Source organism: Nostoc sp. (genome assembly GCF_036917515.1).
GTDB lineage: Bacteria > Cyanobacteriota > Cyanobacteriia > Cyanobacteriales > Nostocaceae > Nostoc.
This window is the reverse complement of record NZ_JBALDE010000093.1, coordinates 34,643-51,177: the sequence shown is the minus strand read 5'-3', so window position 1 is coordinate 51,177 and position 16,535 is coordinate 34,643. Positions and strand designations below refer to the sequence as shown.

At 39.5% G+C, this 16,535-nt stretch carries 17 protein-coding genes; 12 read left to right on the top strand and 5 right to left on the bottom strand.

The features are described from left to right. The first annotated feature begins 29 nt into the window (after positions 1–29). The gene (locus tag V7K89_RS11105; protein WP_335187055.1) at positions 30–257 is read left to right on the top strand and encodes a hypothetical protein; all 228 of its coding nucleotides are present in this window, start codon (positions 30–32) and stop codon (positions 255–257) included. On the opposite strand, the gene V7K89_RS11100 is transcribed toward V7K89_RS11105, so the two are convergent. Continuing rightward, positions 207–662 carry a DUF2141 domain-containing protein gene (locus V7K89_RS11100; protein ID WP_335187053.1) on the bottom strand — a complete coding sequence of 152 codons (456 nt, stop codon included), beginning with the start codon at positions 660–662 and terminating at the stop codon, positions 207–209. The two genes, V7K89_RS11105 and V7K89_RS11100, sit on opposite strands and share 51 nt — an antisense overlap. An 877-nt stretch (positions 663–1,539) precedes the next feature. On the opposite strand from V7K89_RS11100, the gene V7K89_RS11095 reads away from it, so the two are divergent. The 4 genes from V7K89_RS11095 (at position 1,540) to V7K89_RS11080 (ending at position 4,854) form a co-directional block, all read left to right on the top strand. Continuing rightward, positions 1,540–2,025, top strand: a complete 486-nt coding sequence (locus tag V7K89_RS11095) for a glutathione peroxidase (RefSeq protein ID WP_335187051.1) — start codon at positions 1,540–1,542, stop codon at positions 2,023–2,025. 234 nt (positions 2,026–2,259) lie between these two features. Next, the gene (locus V7K89_RS11090) at positions 2,260–3,084 is read left to right on the top strand and encodes an SDR family oxidoreductase (protein WP_335187049.1); all 825 of its coding nucleotides are present in this window, start codon (positions 2,260–2,262) and stop codon (positions 3,082–3,084) included. 22 nt (positions 3,085–3,106) lie between these two features. Continuing rightward, positions 3,107–4,036: an alpha/beta fold hydrolase gene (locus V7K89_RS11085; RefSeq protein ID WP_335187047.1), complete on the top strand. Its 930-nt coding sequence runs from the start codon at positions 3,107–3,109 to the stop codon at positions 4,034–4,036. Positions 4,037–4,113: 77 nt separating this feature from the next. Continuing rightward, positions 4,114–4,854, top strand: coding sequence for a glutathione peroxidase (locus tag V7K89_RS11080; protein WP_335187045.1), 741 nt, complete (start codon positions 4,114–4,116; stop codon positions 4,852–4,854). Positions 4,855–4,900: 46 nt separating this feature from the next. On the opposite strand, the gene V7K89_RS11075 is transcribed toward V7K89_RS11080, so the two are convergent. Further along, the gene (locus V7K89_RS11075) at positions 4,901–5,431 is read right to left on the bottom strand and encodes a hypothetical protein (RefSeq protein ID WP_335187043.1); all 531 of its coding nucleotides are present in this window, start codon (positions 5,429–5,431) and stop codon (positions 4,901–4,903) included. A gap of 293 nt (positions 5,432–5,724) precedes the next feature. Here V7K89_RS11075 and V7K89_RS11070 point away from each other — a divergent pair, with 293 nt between their 5' ends. Together V7K89_RS11070 and V7K89_RS11065 are read left to right on the top strand one after the other, a co-directional pair. Continuing rightward, entirely contained in the window at positions 5,725–6,963 is a 1,239-nt protein-coding gene (locus V7K89_RS11070; protein ID WP_335187041.1) for a hypothetical protein, read from the top strand. Between the two features lie 36 nt (positions 6,964–6,999). After that, positions 7,000–7,767, top strand: coding sequence for a phosphatase PAP2 family protein (locus V7K89_RS11065; RefSeq protein WP_335187070.1), 768 nt, complete (start codon positions 7,000–7,002; stop codon positions 7,765–7,767). Between the two features lie 131 nt (positions 7,768–7,898). Here the strand turns inward: V7K89_RS11065 and V7K89_RS11060 are convergent, their stop codons facing one another. Beyond that, positions 7,899–8,444 (bottom strand): hypothetical protein, encoded by a 546-nt coding sequence (locus V7K89_RS11060; RefSeq protein WP_335187039.1) that lies wholly within the window; start codon positions 8,442–8,444, stop codon positions 7,899–7,901. 692 nt (positions 8,445–9,136) lie between these two features. Between V7K89_RS11060 and V7K89_RS11055 the strand changes: the two genes are divergently transcribed. From V7K89_RS11055 to V7K89_RS11040, 5 genes are all read left to right on the top strand, one after another. Continuing rightward, positions 9,137–9,865, top strand: coding sequence for a hypothetical protein (locus V7K89_RS11055; protein WP_335187038.1), 729 nt, complete (start codon positions 9,137–9,139; stop codon positions 9,863–9,865). Positions 9,866–10,349: 484 nt separating this feature from the next. Beyond that, positions 10,350–12,953, top strand: coding sequence for a TonB-dependent siderophore receptor (locus V7K89_RS11050; protein ID WP_335187036.1), 2,604 nt, complete (start codon positions 10,350–10,352; stop codon positions 12,951–12,953). Positions 12,954–13,065: 112 nt separating this feature from the next. After that, positions 13,066–14,247 carry a PepSY-associated TM helix domain-containing protein gene (locus V7K89_RS11045; protein ID WP_335187034.1) on the top strand — a complete coding sequence of 394 codons (1,182 nt, stop codon included), beginning with the start codon at positions 13,066–13,068 and terminating at the stop codon, positions 14,245–14,247. A 351-nt stretch (positions 14,248–14,598) separates the two neighbouring features. Next, complete coding sequence (locus V7K89_RS35850) at positions 14,599–14,664, top strand: hypothetical protein (protein WP_442941640.1); 66 nt, start codon at positions 14,599–14,601, stop codon at positions 14,662–14,664. 66 nt (positions 14,665–14,730) lie between these two features. Continuing rightward, on the top strand, positions 14,731–15,054 hold the full coding sequence (locus tag V7K89_RS11040; protein WP_335187032.1) for a hypothetical protein: 324 nt from the start codon (positions 14,731–14,733) through the stop codon (positions 15,052–15,054). Here V7K89_RS11040 and V7K89_RS11035 read toward each other — a convergent pair. Together V7K89_RS11035 and V7K89_RS11030 are read right to left on the bottom strand one after the other, a co-directional pair. Then, positions 14,996–15,664 carry a PAP/fibrillin family protein gene (locus V7K89_RS11035; RefSeq protein WP_335187030.1) on the bottom strand — a complete coding sequence of 223 codons (669 nt, stop codon included), beginning with the start codon at positions 15,662–15,664 and terminating at the stop codon, positions 14,996–14,998. The genes V7K89_RS11040 and V7K89_RS11035 overlap by 59 nt on opposite strands. 87 nt (positions 15,665–15,751) lie before the next feature. Next, positions 15,752–16,375, bottom strand: coding sequence for a hypothetical protein (locus tag V7K89_RS11030; RefSeq protein WP_335187028.1), 624 nt, complete (start codon positions 16,373–16,375; stop codon positions 15,752–15,754). Positions 16,376–16,535: the final 160 nt, after the last annotated feature.

Below are 16,535 nucleotides of genomic sequence, written 5' to 3'. Positions count from 1 at the left end.
AAAGCAGAACTCAGTAGGTAAATGTTTTTATGAGCAACAAAACATACATATTTTCTCTTTTAAAGGCTGCGATCGCACTGATTAGCTTATTCTGGTCAACTGTGGTACTTGCCTGCGTACCATTCTCTGCAACCTTGACTGTCAGTTTACCTTTGCAAGAAGGAAAACGGATAGGGCGGCAAAAACAAAGGCGATCGCTTGTCCTTTTAAAAATATTTCAACTGGATTTGGATATTGGTATCTGGTCCTGCTACTAAAAATGCTGCTTCGCTAAATTTGGGCGCTCTTGTGCGAATTTCTGGGTTGCTGGAAAATCCAAAACCTTCGCTTGGTATACCAAAAATATTGCTATTGAGAGTACGGTCATTATTTTGATCGTGGAAGACAGCAACAGCGTAACTACCTGCTTTCAAGTTATCAAAGGTAATTGGTAAGGGATTTTCAGTAATCTTGGTACACTGCTTTTGTAAGACGCGATCGCGATCACTAGGAAATCCTTTACTGCTAGCAAATATACTGGCACAGACTTGTCCTTCTTTATTCTTCAAGCCATCAATTTCCACGGTGAGTTTGCTGTTAAAATTTGCCTTGGCACTAAATGACCATGCCAAATTTCCCATCACTGCCAATAGCAGCATACTAACTCTTAAGCTTTTAAGCATAAAATTTTCACAAGGTAAAATGCGATCGCTAAATTATTGAAGCAGACAAGGCGCAGGGTTTCGACTACGCTCAACAACCAGGCAGAAGGTTTTATTCACAAGGGATTCAAACCTGTGAGTACTAATGCTAGTAGGCGATGCCAGGGAATAATACGTTTATTCATTGGTTATTTTTTCTGCTGTAAAAATGGTAATTGATATTAGTAATATATTTAGCACAATCAAATAATTTAATTAAGCTAACCAAATTCAGTTTTTAGTCAACACTTTTAGTAAATAATCATCTCATTCTCCGTATCAGTTATTTATTTTTCTGGAAACACACTTTTTCTAATATTAAAAACTCTGACTAAATCAAAACATAAACATTTTTTCACAGAAATTATCAGATTAGTTGCTGATTTCACTTTGGTAAATTTATCCCTAACGGATAAATTTGACTGATTGTCTATTTACTCTAACTAATAAAACTGTATCATAAAACACATTTTCTGAGTTTTTGTGATGAAATATAACTTATGATGCAATAAAAAAGTAACTATATCCTTTATAGCTACGTATTTTCCGATATTATAATTGGACAATTTTGGATGTTGTTAACTTTTTATACAAAGAGTTAATTCTTTGTGACTTTAAAGGTACATCAATTCATCACTGCACTCAAAATTTTGTATTAAAGGCAACACAAATTTCTCACGCTTATCTTGAGATAGCGGCTTGGCCAAGCTATTTATACAAGATATAGCGTTTTGCAATTACATGACTCACATAGAATTGTTACAACAAGGCTAACAAATCTAATTTCCTTAAAGAAACCGGGTTTAGAGTACCTGTAATATGGGAGACTTGGCAATATTCCCTATAAATCAGAATTAAGATGAGTAACGCAATTTCGGATATTGCAGTCAAGACCATTAACGGTGAAGATAAGCAATTAAACGACTACACCGGGAAGGTACTCTTAATTGTAAATGTAGCTTCTTTCTGCGGTTATACTTCTCAATACGAGGGGTTAGAAAAGTTGAACCAAAAGTATGGAGAAGCAGGTTTACGTATTTTGGGGTTTCCTTGTAACGATTTTGGAGCGCAGGAACCAGGAAGCAATGAAGAAATTGTGCAATTCTGCACGAGTAAATATAGTGTTACCTTTGAACTATTCGATAAAGTTCATGCTAAAGGCTCACAGCAGCATCCACTTTATGAGCGACTTACTAAAGCCGTTGAGCCAACAGGAACTGTTGCTTGGAACTTTGAAAAATTTTTAGTTAATAAGCAAGGTAAAGTGGTAGCTCGATTTAATAGTAGTGTCCAGCCAAATTCACCAGAAATAATTGCCATAATTGAGAAAGAATTAGCGAAATAGTCATTAGGTAAAAATTTCTGTACTATAGGAATCCTATCTGATTTATGAACAGGATTTCAGATGAAACCCTGATAAAATGGGCTTTTCAGTCTCAGTATTTTTTCAAAAATCAAATCGGAGTCCTATATTAATTATTGACTGTTAACTCTGGACTGTTAAAATTATTTACTTCCAGACAATTAATTGAGAATCTTCTCTCAATGAGTAGTTTAATTTATTTGTGTCTAATTTGTCATGAATCTTGCAATCATTGGTTGTGGTTATGTTGGTTATAAAGTTGCTCAATATTGGCAGCAAGATATGAATTTTGTTGTCAGTGTAACCACAACTTCGCCTGAGCGTGTCCCTGCACTACAATCAGTATCTCAAAGAGTTGTAGTTACCTGTGGTAATGACATAGATAGTCTAAAATCAGTTTTGCACAATCAAGATGTTGTACTTTTGAGTGTTGGGGCAAAAAGTGGGGAAGTTTATGAAGAAACTTATCTACAAACTGCCCAAACTTTAGTTTCATGTCTACAGCAGATGAAGAGTGTAAAACAATTAATATATACAGGTAGTTATGCTGTATATGGTGACAGAAATGGTGTATGGGTAGATGAAGAAACACCGCTTGCACCTCCTAATTTAAATGCACAAATTCTCCGAAAAACAGAAGATGTGTTGCTATCAGCATCTAGCGAAAATCTCCGTGTTTGTATCTTTCGCTTAGGAGGGATTTATGGAACTGGTAGAGAACTGTTGAAAATATTTGGTAGATATTCTGATACAACCCGTCCAGGCAATGGCGAAGATATCACAAATTGGGTTCATCTAGATGATATTGTTGGTGCGATAGAATTTGCCCGTCATCGTCGGTTGCAAGGAATTTATAATCTAGTAGATGATGCACACCTCACCAGCCGAGACTTGCTAGATAGTTTATTTGAAAAACACAATTTACCCAAAGTAAAATGGGATACATCTATCAAGAATACTCGTCCATATAATGCTTGGGTATCGAATGAAAAGCTCAAAGAAGCTGGATACGAGTTAATTCATTCACAGATGATTTTTTAGCAAGTATTAAAAACTAGGGATTATGCAACCATCTGCTACAGCTAACATAACCAATTTGACAGTATTTACTAGCCAGTTTTACAGTTGGCAGAATTATCGTTGCGCCTACGAAGTTCATCAACCAATCAATACAACATCTGAGGGCATTCCCTTACTATTAATTCATCCAATTGGTGTGGGATTGTCGCGGCGATTTTGGCAGCGATTTTGTCGCGAGTGGCATAATACAGGTCAGCGTAATTCAATTTACAATCCTGATTTATTAGGATGTGGTGAAAGTGATATGCCCCATGTAGCTTACACTCCTAGTGATTGGGCAGAACAGTTACAGTCCTTTTTACAAACAGTAATCCAAAAACCGGTTATTGTTGTAGTACAAGGTGCTTTATTGCCAGTTGCCATCCAACTAGTGCAAAAGGAATCAAATTTAATTTCTGGACTGGTACTTTCTGGGCCGCCAACGTGGGTTTTGATGACAAATAAATCACCAGAATGGCAGCAAAAAGTTTTTTGGAACCTGTTAGATTCGCCTTTTGGCAGTGCTTTTTATCGCTATGCACGCACCCCAAAATTTTTACGTTCTTTCTCAATTCGTCAACTCTTTGCTTCTGAAAATGCTGTGGATGCAGAGTGGTTGAATACATTGCTTGCAGGTGCAGAAAATCCTGCTAGCCGTCATGCAGTGTTTTCTTTTTTAGCAGGGTTTTGGCGAGATGATTATACTAGTTTTATTACCTCCATTCAGCAACCAACATTAGCAGTTATGGGAGAGATTGCATCGAGTATTAGCCAAGACAATAAAAAAGAAACCCCAGATGAACGCTTGGATCACTACCTTACTTGTTTGCCTCAAAGTCGAGGTATAAAAATAAATGGACGTAATGTTTTACCTTATGAATCAACCACTGAATTTGTAGCAGCGATCGCTCCATTCATTAATGAAGTTTTTTAGTTGATTGATAGTTAGATTGTACCAGTTCTCCCATGATAAGTTATGACTGGAATTGATTACTAAACGCAAGCAAAACTATGTTACCCAATCATCAAGGAAAAAATGTACCCAATGTCACTTTTCATACTCGCAATAACAACGAGTGGATAGATGTGACAACCGATCAGCTATTTGCTAATAAGACAGTAGTTGTCTTCTCTTTACCGGGTGCTTATACTCCGACTTGTTCATCTACTCATCTCCCTGGCTACAACGAATTGGCTCCGGTTTTCAAAGCAAATGGTGTCGATGATATTGTCTGTATTTCTGTTAATGATACCTTTGTGATGAACGAATGGGCAAAGGATCAAGAAGCAGAAAATATCACACTAATTCCTGATGGAAATGGTGAATTTACTGAAAGTATGGGTTTGTTGGTAGATAAATCAGACTTAGGGTTTGGGAAGCGTTCGTGGCGCTATTCTATGCTGGTGAAAGATGGTGTAATTGACCAGATGTTTATTGAACCAGAGGAGCCAGGAGATCCCTTTAAAGTGTCTGATGCTGAGACAATGCTCAGATACATCAACCCCCAAGCAGTGAAGCCTGAAGTAGTTTCCCTGTTTGCGAAAGTGGGTTGTCCTTTCTGTGCCCGTGCTAAGACAATGCTCAAGGAACATGGCATCAATTACGAAGAAATTACCTTGGGCAAGGATATCACCACCCGGTCATTAAAAGCAGTTACAGGTGCGACAACAGTTCCCCAAGTATTTATCGATGGTAAATTAATTGGTGGTTCTGAGGCACTAGAAGCTTACTTCGCTGCTAAACAGGGTTAAGTAGGGTTGCAATACTGCGTAGGTTTTGCCTAAAAAATAGAAATGTCTAGGTTGGGGAGCCACTGCGTTGGACGGGTTCCCCGGCTTGTACCCCTGCTCTTACAGCTATTTTCAGGTAAATAGACCACGCAGTAGGGGCGCAAGGCCTTGCGCCCCTACAACAGATGTGGTTCAAATACATGAAAACTGCTGTAAGCAAGCTAGCAAGAGCGTCTCCCCTTGGGAGAAGCAAGTAGCGTTTGAAGAACAAAAACCAACATACAGATACCTCAAAGTCATGTTGAAGTACTTGAAAGTCGTTTTGAAGTACTCCGAAATCGTTTTGAAGTACTCCGAAATCGTTTTGAGGTACTTCAAAGTCGTTTTGAGGTACTCCGAAATCGTTTTGAGGTACTTCAAAGTCGTTTTGAGGTACTCCAAAGTCGTTTTGAGGTACTCCAAAGTCGTTTTGAGGTACTCCAAAGTCGTTTTGAGGTACTCCAAAGTCGTTTTGAGGTACTCCGAAGTCGTGTTGGAGTACTTCAAAGTTTGTCGCACCGCGATACACAGGTACGTAGGCGTAGCCCGCCGTAGGCATCGCTTGACTTTTAAAACAGTCGCTACGAATATTCTTAACCGAGCGGTATTGAGTTGGGGTACACAGTCATCAATTGCACCAACTTCAGATGAAAGTCATGATATTTTTGACCGTAGCCTGATTTGTGAGAATTGAAAACCACAGATCCCCGATTTCGTAAAAGTTGTCGGGGATTTTGTTTTTCGTCAACAGTTAACAAATCTTCAGATGAATAGATGTATTTTTGTCCAGCTATTCACTAGCGATCGGATAAAATCGATTCGGATTAAATTTCTATTTATTTAAAATATAATATGTTTGCCAGAATCCGCCGAATTTTGAGTCAATTTTTTAGTAGATCAAGGACAATCAACAACGAACCACTGAATAAGGTAAGTTTGATTGTCATTATTATAATTGATATTTTTATCTTAATTAATGTTTTTACCGGACTCGATGATATTAGCAGATGGCATATCAGTCCGAATGAGGCTTATCCATGTTATTCAGAGTGGCAAAATTACCGGGCAAAAACTAATAAAGATAAAGACTATGAAATTGTTAGACTTTCATTGTCATCTTACACAAACAATCAACTCAGTTTTCGGCGAAACTATCAACAAACTGAAGCCAGACATCTGGGTAAGGTTTCTCAAACGTGCTTGCAATATGCCGATTACAAAGATAAGATTAACAATCCTGAAAAGCAGCAAATCATCAAAACTATTGATGAGGAACAAGCGAAAATCAGTACTTTGGAACAAAAGAATCGCACTATTAAAGCCGAATATGACTCAACGTTATTAGAAAAAATTGCAGGTCAAGGTCGTGAACAATCAATTAATCAAGTCAGTGCTGAAAAAGCTAAACAGGTATTAGAACAAAATAATCGCGAAATTTCTACGCGTAAACAGTTCATTTCTACTCTTAAAACTGAACTACTTGCTAAACAGGAAATCATTAAATTTCTAGCCTTTTTTAAAGATGACAATCGATTTCAAGAAGTAGATAAAGGTTATCATCAGGCATCATTTTGGTATCCAAGTATTCAGCTTGGTTCTCAGTCTCTCTTTCTTTTACCACTGATTTTTATTGCCTTATCAGTTCATAAATTTGCCCAAAGAAGAGGATATGGACTCGTTTCGCTAATTAGCTGGCATTTGCTAGTTATCTTTTTTATCCCACTAATCGTTAAAATATTTGAATTTCTGCAAATAGGTGCAATATTTAAATTTTTATTTGATATAATCAGTGCCATTTTTGGCGGTTTAGTTTTCCTAATAAATTATGTTTATATCTTGCTAATTCCAGTTATTGGTTTTGGAATCATCCAGTTTTTTCAAAAATTTGTCTTTAACGCTAAAGTCCAAGCTGCTAGCAGAGTTCAACAATCATGCTGTGTCAATTGTGCCAAGAAAATTCGACTTGATACTTACTGTCCACACTGCGGTTATTATCAGTACATTGAATGCCAGAACTGTCATAATCTTACTTATAAACATTTGTCGTACTGTAAACATTGTGGAACTTCTCAAGTTTCCAATAATTTGTAATCAGTGAAGCCGTCGAGCGGTTTTTTTAACTTAGATATGGAAAAAGCGAAACAAATCAATAAAGAGAGTCAGTCGCCGTTTGATTTTCTTAAAAACCTGTTGATTGCTCGTTGGCGATCACTCTTACTCCTTTTGATCGGAGTCTATTTACCTTTGCAAGTTTTTGAAATCCTAACAGTGAAGATATGGGAGAATCAAGCGGGGTTTCCGTGGGATGTACCTATTCTGTTAGCAGTTCATTCTACAGCAAACCCACAGTTAGATGTTTTAGCTGTCACCCTAGCTATAATTGGGTTGCCTTGGACGGCGATGCTAATTTCGGGTGCGATCGCACTGATGTTACTACTTCAAAAACGCTGGCGATCGCTAGCTTATTTACTCACTACCTCAGCAGGAAGCATTATCATCAACCGCACAGCTAAGGAATTAATGCATCGAGTGCGTCCACAATTGTGGCAGTCCATTGCACCAGAGTCTAGTTTTGCATTTCCCAGCGCTCATGCGATGACGAGTGTAACACTGGTAGCAATTTTGCTATTCTTAACTTGGACTAGCTCTTGGCGCTGGTTGGTTCTCATATTAGGCAGCTTATACATTATAGCTATTGCGTGGTGTCGTCTCTATCTAGGAGTTCATTTTCCTAGTGATATTCTTGCAGGTTGGATGGTTACATTAGGTTGGACAATTGGTGTCAGTTTGATTATCAAACCGTATATAACTATAGCCAAATCTTTAGATGGCAAACGTCCTAAAGATGAAACTACCTTGCTACCAGAAGAAATAAAGTCGATAAATGAGGAGTAATATCAGCCCTCACCCTAAATCCCTCTCCCAAGCTTGGGAGAGGGACTTTGAAATTGCCTCCCCTTCTCCCAATTTTGGGAGAAGGGGTTGGGGAATGAGGGCAAATTTTGCATTTGTGCAAGATGATTAAATTAAGAACAGCCCTCAACATATTCGACTTCTGGCAATTTACCCGCTCTGAACTCAGTGACAAGTTTACCATCAGTCTCGAAGACTAGACGATAGTTGCGATCGCCACGGTCTTTCGGGATAAAAGTTAGGTAATGTCCGTTTTGGACGTATTTATGAGGTGTGACTTGAATTTGTCCTGGGTAAAGGGACTTGATTTGCGCTTCTGTGTCACCAATTTTTGCACCTTTGAGGGTAGTAATCTGATTATTTTGCCTCACATCTACTCTAGAAATCCGACCTTTTGTCACCATGAACGAAAGATTTTTGGGTTCATTTTGTGGCTTAACATAATAGCAATTATTATTTGGTGGATCGCCCACTAACTTAGTACCAGCAGCTTTTGCCGCTTGAGGGACAGTCATGCCAACTTGTACTGTACCAATACCGTTAATAAACAGTTTTGACTGATTCGTTAGTTTCGCCTTTGCTACAACTGTACTAATAGTCAAAGAAGAAACTGTTAGTGTTACGGTCACAAAAGTCAAGAATTTAGTTTTGCTATTCATAATTGGGTATTTTCCTCAGTTAAGTCGATAATTTCATCAAAGCAAAAATTGCGGACTAAATTTGCCAATTTTTCTGCCAAAGCAGAATGAGTTTAGGGATTGAGAAGAGGCAGAGGGAGGAGTGCAGAGGAGAGGAATTTTCTTCCTTGCCCCCTGCTCCCTGCAGCCTAATCCCCAAGCTTACCTGCAACGTTACTTTGCTAGTCTGAGTAAACTTGGCGGAGTTTACCTTCATCTGTTTGGATGTAGTGGGGGAGATTGGGGGCCATTTCAAATTTGAGAAACAATGCTTTGCCTGTATCCGCACTTAGAACATATTTGGTAGTGTTTGCAACAAACAATAGATAAAGGTCGATGACAAGAAAATGCGTAACCGAGCAGAAAAAGCTGCTGTCTCTTCCTAATCACCATCTCATTTGCAAGCAAAAATTACTTTGACCCCTGCAACACTTTAGAGGGGTTTTTAATTGGTGCTACAGTTGCTACTTGCTCTAGCGTCATCCTATGCACAGTAGCACTGGAATGCTTTCTGCTCCCACAAGGGCTTAACTTATCAAACTTTTAGAAAAAAGGGACGGGTTATAAATTATTTACTGTTTTATCAAATTAACGTTGTTAAGTTACTCAGCAGGTGTAGTTTTTACCTCCAGGCTGTGTTAAATATTGTGACGCGAAACAGGAGTATAGATACGTTGCTAAAGCTTTCTCCCGAATCTCCTCTATTTATTGTATTAATCATTATTAGTTTTCTAGTAGTAACTTTGTCAACTTGGTTATCATCTAAACCATTCGCTTTAAAACCATTTGGAGTTAATGATATTGTCCAGTTACTCACATTACAATTATTTATTTCTTTGTTGTTAGAGCGTTCTTTAGAAGTTTTTATAACTACTTGGCGTGGCCCATTCGTCGAACAATTAGATATTAGAATTCAGCAAGAAAAGGCTCTAATATCTGAGAAAATAAGACTTATGGAAGTACAACAGAACCAATTCCCTTCTTTGGAATCCAATCAAACCAGTGTACTCCCACCAGAAGGAATGAGTTTAGAACAGCAAATTATCCAAAATTTTACACAAAATCAACAAGATTCATTAAAAGTTTTCAAGCCACAAATGGATGATATAAATGAAAAAGAGCGCCAAAGAACAGCCTATAAATCTGATACACGAACAATTGCTCTATGGACATCCCTTTTATTTGGTCTTTTAATGAGCGCAATAGGTATTCGCTCAATTGAGCCACTTGTAGTTATTGATTTAGATAATCCCATACAAGTAATTATTTTCCGTTGTTTAGATGCATTGTTGACAGGAGGTTTAATTGCAGGAGGTAGTGAGGGAATTCATAAGCTCATAAAAGTTTTTATCGATTTTATGGAAGCTACATCTAAACAAATCAAAAATCAGGGATCATCTTGATAAAATTCTGAATACAGAAGCGTATTAAAAATATTATGAAAATTACAGTAATGTCTATTTTATATTATATAGAGTACCATCTTCCCATAAATATTATCAAATTCTATACCTTTAACTACAATATTTTCTCGCAATTCTCTTGGTTTCATTGATAAGTCGAAAATATTTTCATACCTAACAATACCTTTGCCAAAATAAGAGCCTACAGACAGAAATTTTGGCAAAAATCAGCTGTTAGGAGCAACTACGTCTGCAATGCAGTTAGTACTCAAACAAATATTGCAGTCTCCGTTTCGAGAAACACTTAGACTAATGTATTTAGAAGCAAAGGTGTTGAAATTACTGATATTTCAGATTACACCGTGGGGAAAAATAATCTCTTATTGAATTGTTGCAGCGATCACTCAATTTCCCGTATTCTCATAAACAGAGTTAAATAAAAATAATTCTCAAAAATCGACTCTGTTTTGAAAAATCCGGTTGGGTGTATGGAGTAATGAAAGTGTTGCGATCGCTGTTTATTTCCTGTTTTGTTGTTGCTGTTGTCATACAACCTATTCAGGCAAAGGAAGTAACTGAAATTCAAAGTATACAAGAATTAGACCGTTCCGCAAGAACAGTCAAAGAATGGTTCGCTCAGATAGAACAGCAAAACCCGCCAGCCCAAAGCCAGGAGGGTGAAGTTGTACAAGTGACTTCAGTGGAGGCAAATCCCACCTCTTCGGGTGTGGAGGTGATTTTGCAGACTGATAAAGGGCAACAGTTGCAAATAGTGAATCGCTCTTTTGGCAATAACTTTATTGCTGATATTCCCAATGCCCAACTGCACTTACCGAGTGGCGAGGCATTCATATTCCGCTCTACTAAACCAATTGCAGGGGTTAGTGAAATAACGGTAACAAACTTTGATGCTAATACTATCCGTGTGAACGTGACAGGTGAAGCGGGTGTACCAATTGTTGAGTTGTTTGACAGTCCAGATGAAGGTATCATCTTCTCTGTTGCAACTGCTGCGTCTAGAGCACAGCAACCTCAAACGCAACCAACTCAGCCACAAGAGCAGCCAGGGAGTCAAACACAGCCTAGTCTTCCATCGCCAGCAAGTAATGAACCAATTGAACTCGTGGTAACGGGTGAACAAGACCAGGGCTACAACCCCTCACAAACGAGTGTGGGAACGCTCACTGATACGCCCTTGCGAGATATTCCCAATACCATTCAAATTGTGCCGCAACAGGTGATCAAAGATCGTAATGTAACCGATGTTAACAGTGCGTTGGAGAACGTCAGCGGTGTTCAACAGAGTTTTGGAAATATTACAATTCGGGGCTTCAATGCACAAAGGACAAGCAATAGTGGTTTGTTGTCAGGCGGTGGAGATTTTTCTAACGTTGAACAGGTTGAAGTGCTGCGCGGGCCAGCAGCAGTTTTGTTCGGAAATGGCGGACTTGGAGGCATAATCAACGTTACGACCAAACAACCTTTGTTTGAGCCATTTTATGAGTTAGGCTTGAATGTCGGCAGCGATAGTTTCTACCGGGGGACGGCCGATCTTTCAGGCCCACTGACTCAAAACAGAAATCTGCGCTATCGCCTGAACATTGCGCTCCAGGATGCTTACGACTCGCAAGACCTTTTGAGTTCACAAAGTTTGTTTGTTGCACCAACCCTTGCCTGGGATATCAGCGATGATACAAAACTCACCGTAAACTTTGAATACCTCAGTCAACCATCAAAATCTTATGGAGTCCAAGGTTTGAATGGCTTATTTTTGCCGCGACCTATTGATAATGATTATTTTGATGATAGAGACACTTACGATAGCTCAATTCAAGGAGGCTATCTTTTTGAACATCGGTTCAATAAAAATCTTCAGCTTCGCAATTCGCTAGCCTTCAGCTCAGCACCTGGACATGGCAGAGGAATTAGTTATGGCAGTTTATCTGATGATGGATTTATTGGAAGGTCATACAGTGACGATAGATACGTGTATGAAACCTATTCGACGCAAACTGATCTGCTAGCAAACTTTAATATCGGTTCGGTTGCCCATCAGGTACTGTTTGGTTTTAATGCAAATCTTAATAGGCAAAGATTTTTTGGTTTAAGTGTAGACGAATTGTCACCGCTCGACATTTCCAACCCAGACTATGATATCGAATTACCATCCAGCGATGCACCTATAAACTATAATCAACAATACAACAATGACTCCTATGGGGTTTTCCTACAAGATCAGATTAAGTTTCTAGATAACTTAATCCTGGTGGTGGCTGGACGATATGATTGGGTGACAGTCAAGGCGAGTGACTATGTTGGAGGTACTGCTGATATAAACCCTGTAGGTGCATTTAGTCCCCGCATTGGCATCGTCTATCAACCGATCAAGCCGCTCTCACTCTACGCTAACTACAGTCGGTCTCTTGACACTGCCGATACTGGTGGTCGTTCTCGAACGGGTCAAGCCTTTGATCCACAGCGCAGTACTCAATATGAAGCGGGTATCAAGAGTGATTTTCTAGACGGTAAACTCTCAGCAGTTTTAGCCGCTTACCAAATCACGAGAACCAACGTGTTGACACCCGATCCCCTCAATACTGAGGACGAAAGCTTTTCGATTCAGATTGGAGAACAGCGCAGTCGCGGCATCGACTTCACTTTGACGGGTGAAATTTTACCGGGTTGGAATTTAACAGCAGGATATTCTTACATTGATGCGATCATCACTAAAGATAATAATTATGAAGTGGGCAGTCCGGTGGTATTTACGCCACATAATTCTGTTAATTTGTGGACAACTTATCGAATTCAAAGCGGCGATTTGCAAGGTTTGGGCTTTGGATTAGGCATATATTTTGTCGATGAGCGCCCAGGTGGTGAATTTATTGCGCGCGACTACCCCGACTACAAGATACCTACCTATACACGATTTGATGCGGCTTTATTTTACCGACGCAACAACTGGGAGGCTGCGCTCAACTTTGAAAACTTATTTGATTCGGAATATATTGTCAATTCGCGCGGTCCTGGGGACATTACTCTAGGTGCACCTTTTACGATTCGTGGGTCACTCAGAGTGCGCTTTTGATCTTCTCAAAGTCTGCGGTTGAATTTACTCTCATCATAATGACATTACGCTGCCCATATTTTAGTATTCCCCTTGGTGACTTGCTCGTTTTAAGTCAGGAGAAGTTTTAACCATGAGCAAATCTAAAAAATTCCGCAATCTGATTTTCAATCTGCACCGCTATCTTGGTTTAGTGCTTGGCTTAATCGCAATTATCGCTGGCTTAACGGGTAGCCTGCTGGTATTTATGCACGAGATCGATAATTTCGCCTTCGCTCATAAGTATGGAGCAGTGATCCCTCAAGAGAATCGCCTACCTTTATCCGTGCTAGTGGACAGGGTAAAAGCCGCTCATTCCAACGATCCAGATTTTCAGCTCGGTCGGATTTTTCCTTACGGAGTTTACTATAATTCAGCACCAAAACCCAATGTGCCTGCGGCAATCGGGGATTTTTTGGTAGATCCCTACACAGGGAAGTTTTTAGCCCAAAATCCCTCCTGGTTTGGCAGTGAATTCTTCGGCAAAGTGTATGAGCTTCACGTTGCCTTGCTGATGGGCGATACGGGTGTCTACATCCTTGGAGTAGCGGCTTTGTTGATGGTAATTCTGAGCGTAACGGGGATCGTCCTCTGGCCCGGATGGAGAAAACTGAGTAGCGGATTCAAAATTAAATGGAATGGTCATCTCAAACGACTAAACTTTGATATTCATAAAGTAATTGGCATCATTTTAGGCGTAGTGTTGATTTTGCCTGTCTTAACAGGTGCTATGTGGAGTGGTGTTCCATTAATTAATCCCCTTATTAATGCCATTTTTACGCCTGTAGATGCTGTTGCTGCCATTTTTACGCCTCAAACACCTCAGACAGTAGACTCTCCCCGCAAGGCTTTGACTCCGGCTCCAGGTCAAACTCCTTTTGCCTTAGATGCGATCGTGCAAAAAGCTGAAGCTGCCTTACCGAACTTTTCCATATTTAGCATAGACGTGCCTGATGAATCAAAAGCAGGAAGCTACGACTTTCGGATGATTTCTCCACGAACGCAATCCTGGGACAGTGAGGTGCATATCGATCAATACACGGGTGAGATTTTACAAGTGGTTGATGGGACTAAAACAAAGTCCTTATCAGGCCGTTTTTACAACTATGCAGTACCCCTACATTTTGGCGTTTTTGGTGGATTACCTACCAAAATCTTGTACGTATTCGTAGGATTATCTCCAACTATCTTGTTGGTTACAGGTTTGAATATGTTTCGTCTGCGTCGTCGGAGAGTTTCTCAAAAGAATCTGGTCGATCTCTTTGATAAGTCTTAATCTAACTCAGGAGAATATCGTCAGCAAAAAGGTTTATAGCAAAAACTACGTCCCGATTCAGCTTAAAAAAATCCGGTTTCAGTATCTAATTTTTCCCGTTAAGTCTTAAAAGGCCTACTGAAAAATGATTTAATAAACAGCACAGCATATACGGTAGACTAATGGAAATTGGGTGCTAAAGGTGACAAGCAATGCTGGACTAGTGGGAGAAAAATTTTGCAACCTGTTAACTAGGCGATAACTTCGTTAAGCTGAGTCGCAAAACGACACGCTGCGCGAACGCTAACGCCGATTGAATGAGCGTGCAATGTTGATAGGCTATCTCTAAGTCTTGGATTTGGCAAAGCACTGTTGGAAATATTCAGCAAAGCAACTGTACTTAAGAGGGCTTACGAGTTTTTGCCAACTCAAAAGTAGAATTTTCAATAGCTTTTAGAGCCGCACTGTTAGATAACGGCGGAAACTGTTGCAGAATACGATGTAGTGCTGTGTGTTAAAGACATAATTCATGTTTTCGACCGAGAAGATAATGTCACAGAAGTTTTCTACAAAGTTCGTCAACTTCAGCACACTGGAGTTCTTGTTCGTGTTGTTCGTGCGGCTCATGACCACAGTTTAGATTCTGATAATGAACGTCTTTGGTCAAAGCTCGTTGCACAGCTTGCCAGTTTTGAACAAAAAATTGAATTACCCCAGACCAGCCAAGGTTCTGCCCGCAAAGCCAAGTTGGCTGTAAGATTTTGCCCTTTTAATCTCCGTACTCCTTACCGTTTTGATAACTGTGACCCGCTACCTCAGATTTACTAAGAATGAATAAACTTCCATCTCCTCCACGTCCAATTCTTAAGGTTTCATCTAAGTAAGTAATGTCTAATGTAGCAGTTCTGCTAGTAGGATTATTAGCTGGGACAACCTGAAATGGGTTGAGTTGGGGCGTATGAATACCGACAATCTTCTCAATTGATAGGTAGCGTTTGTCAAAATAGACGTTGATACGTTTGTTCAATGGAGGCTCTAAATCTTCTTTGGCAGGCTCAAAGCTAGCTGTCACTTTGACATATCCCGATACTAGCCCCAGAGGATGTTTAACTTTAGCTAGATTGAAAAACAATTTATTTGCAACATCAATCACTTGATAAACTTTACCCAGTTTTAATCCCAATGGAAGAGAAGCTAAAGAACGTATTTCTCTGGCTGTGGAGTATTGCAGTTGCCAAGCTCCTTCTAGCAAAGAAGTAGCATAGAGAAGAGGATTGAGATTGGGATTGACGCTCTCTAGTTCCGTCGTCAATTGTTCAATTTCTGCGGCTAAGGTTTTGTCTAGCTGCAAATCAGTAATGGGAGAGCCATCGCTCTTAGTTTGAATATTCTCAAGCTTTACTTGTAATTTTTTTTTAATTAAAAGTTGATTATTCAATGGTTAAAGATTTTCCTTTATATATCCTGTTTTTTTAGTTCAACCTTTATGCAGGAAGTACATAAAAGTTGAATTATTTAGATAAGATTAGTCAATGAGTTGTGGAGTAGGAATTTGCCTATCGATATCCGCTTGGGAATAAGTTGGGAGCACCCAACTGCTCTCACCCGCCTTGAATACTTTGGCAGGTTCAACATTCAATTCAATTGCACCAGTGGCTAAATTGGTTCTAGCGAGAGACTGTGTACCATCAACAAACTTAACAGCAATTGGTTGGGTCAGTTCTTGTAGTTGAGTATTTGGGCCTAAAACTACTTGCGAACCTGTGGGTAAGTAAATGCCATCGCAATCCCAATCATCATCGGTGATTGTTCCTGCACCCAGAAAGTAGAGTTGGGTTGGAGATTTTTTTGGTTTATTGGCATAGACAGCCAAAGTCTTTCCAGTTTCATTGCGGCACTGCGCACGCTTTCTAGCTGTTTCTATGACATTTTTCTGAAACTGTAATTGTGCCAATCGCTGCTGGAACTGCTCTGGTGTATAGCCAGCCTGCTCAGGTGTACTCTTGACAGTTAGAAGTTGATTGAGCGCTTGAGTTACCTCAGCATAGTCAGCCCCCTTAGTAAAATCCTTACCTGCCCAAGAGGGTTGAGCAATTAGCAAGTTCACCATCAACACCAGAGTAACAAGAACAATTTTGAGAAACTGCATATATTTCTCCTTTTTTGAAATTAGTGTTCAGTACCACTGAAACTTTACCAGATTTCAAATCCTTGAAAATTTTGATCGCGATCGCACCAACAATAGCCATAAGATTAATTAATAACCCTACAAGCTCTCCTCAATATCCACTAAAAGGTGGTAGCAGTTA

Bases quoted from the DNA above. Each gene is read 5' to 3' on its own strand.
- V7K89_RS11105 (WP_335187055.1), top strand. From the start codon at position 30: ATGAGCAACAAAACATACATATTTTCTCTTTTAAAGGCTGCGATCGCA.
- V7K89_RS11100 (WP_335187053.1), bottom strand. From the start codon at position 662: ATGCTTAAAAGCTTAAGAGTTAGTATGCTGCTATTGGCAGTGATGGGA.
- V7K89_RS11095 (WP_335187051.1), top strand. From the start codon at position 1,540: ATGAGTAACGCAATTTCGGATATTGCAGTCAAGACCATTAACGGTGAA.
- V7K89_RS11090 (WP_335187049.1), top strand. From the start codon at position 2,260: ATGAATCTTGCAATCATTGGTTGTGGTTATGTTGGTTATAAAGTTGCT.
- V7K89_RS11085 (WP_335187047.1), top strand. From the start codon at position 3,107: ATGCAACCATCTGCTACAGCTAACATAACCAATTTGACAGTATTTACT.
- V7K89_RS11080 (WP_335187045.1), top strand. From the start codon at position 4,114: ATGTTACCCAATCATCAAGGAAAAAATGTACCCAATGTCACTTTTCAT.
- V7K89_RS11075 (WP_335187043.1), bottom strand. From the start codon at position 5,431: ATGCCTACGGCGGGCTACGCCTACGTACCTGTGTATCGCGGTGCGACA.
- V7K89_RS11070 (WP_335187041.1), top strand. From the start codon at position 5,725: ATGTTTGCCAGAATCCGCCGAATTTTGAGTCAATTTTTTAGTAGATCA.
- V7K89_RS11065 (WP_335187070.1), top strand. From the start codon at position 7,000: ATGGAAAAAGCGAAACAAATCAATAAAGAGAGTCAGTCGCCGTTTGAT.
- V7K89_RS11060 (WP_335187039.1), bottom strand. From the start codon at position 8,444: ATGAATAGCAAAACTAAATTCTTGACTTTTGTGACCGTAACACTAACA.
- V7K89_RS11045 (WP_335187034.1), top strand. From the start codon at position 13,066: ATGAGCAAATCTAAAAAATTCCGCAATCTGATTTTCAATCTGCACCGC.
- V7K89_RS11030 (WP_335187028.1), bottom strand. From the start codon at position 16,375: ATGCAGTTTCTCAAAATTGTTCTTGTTACTCTGGTGTTGATGGTGAAC.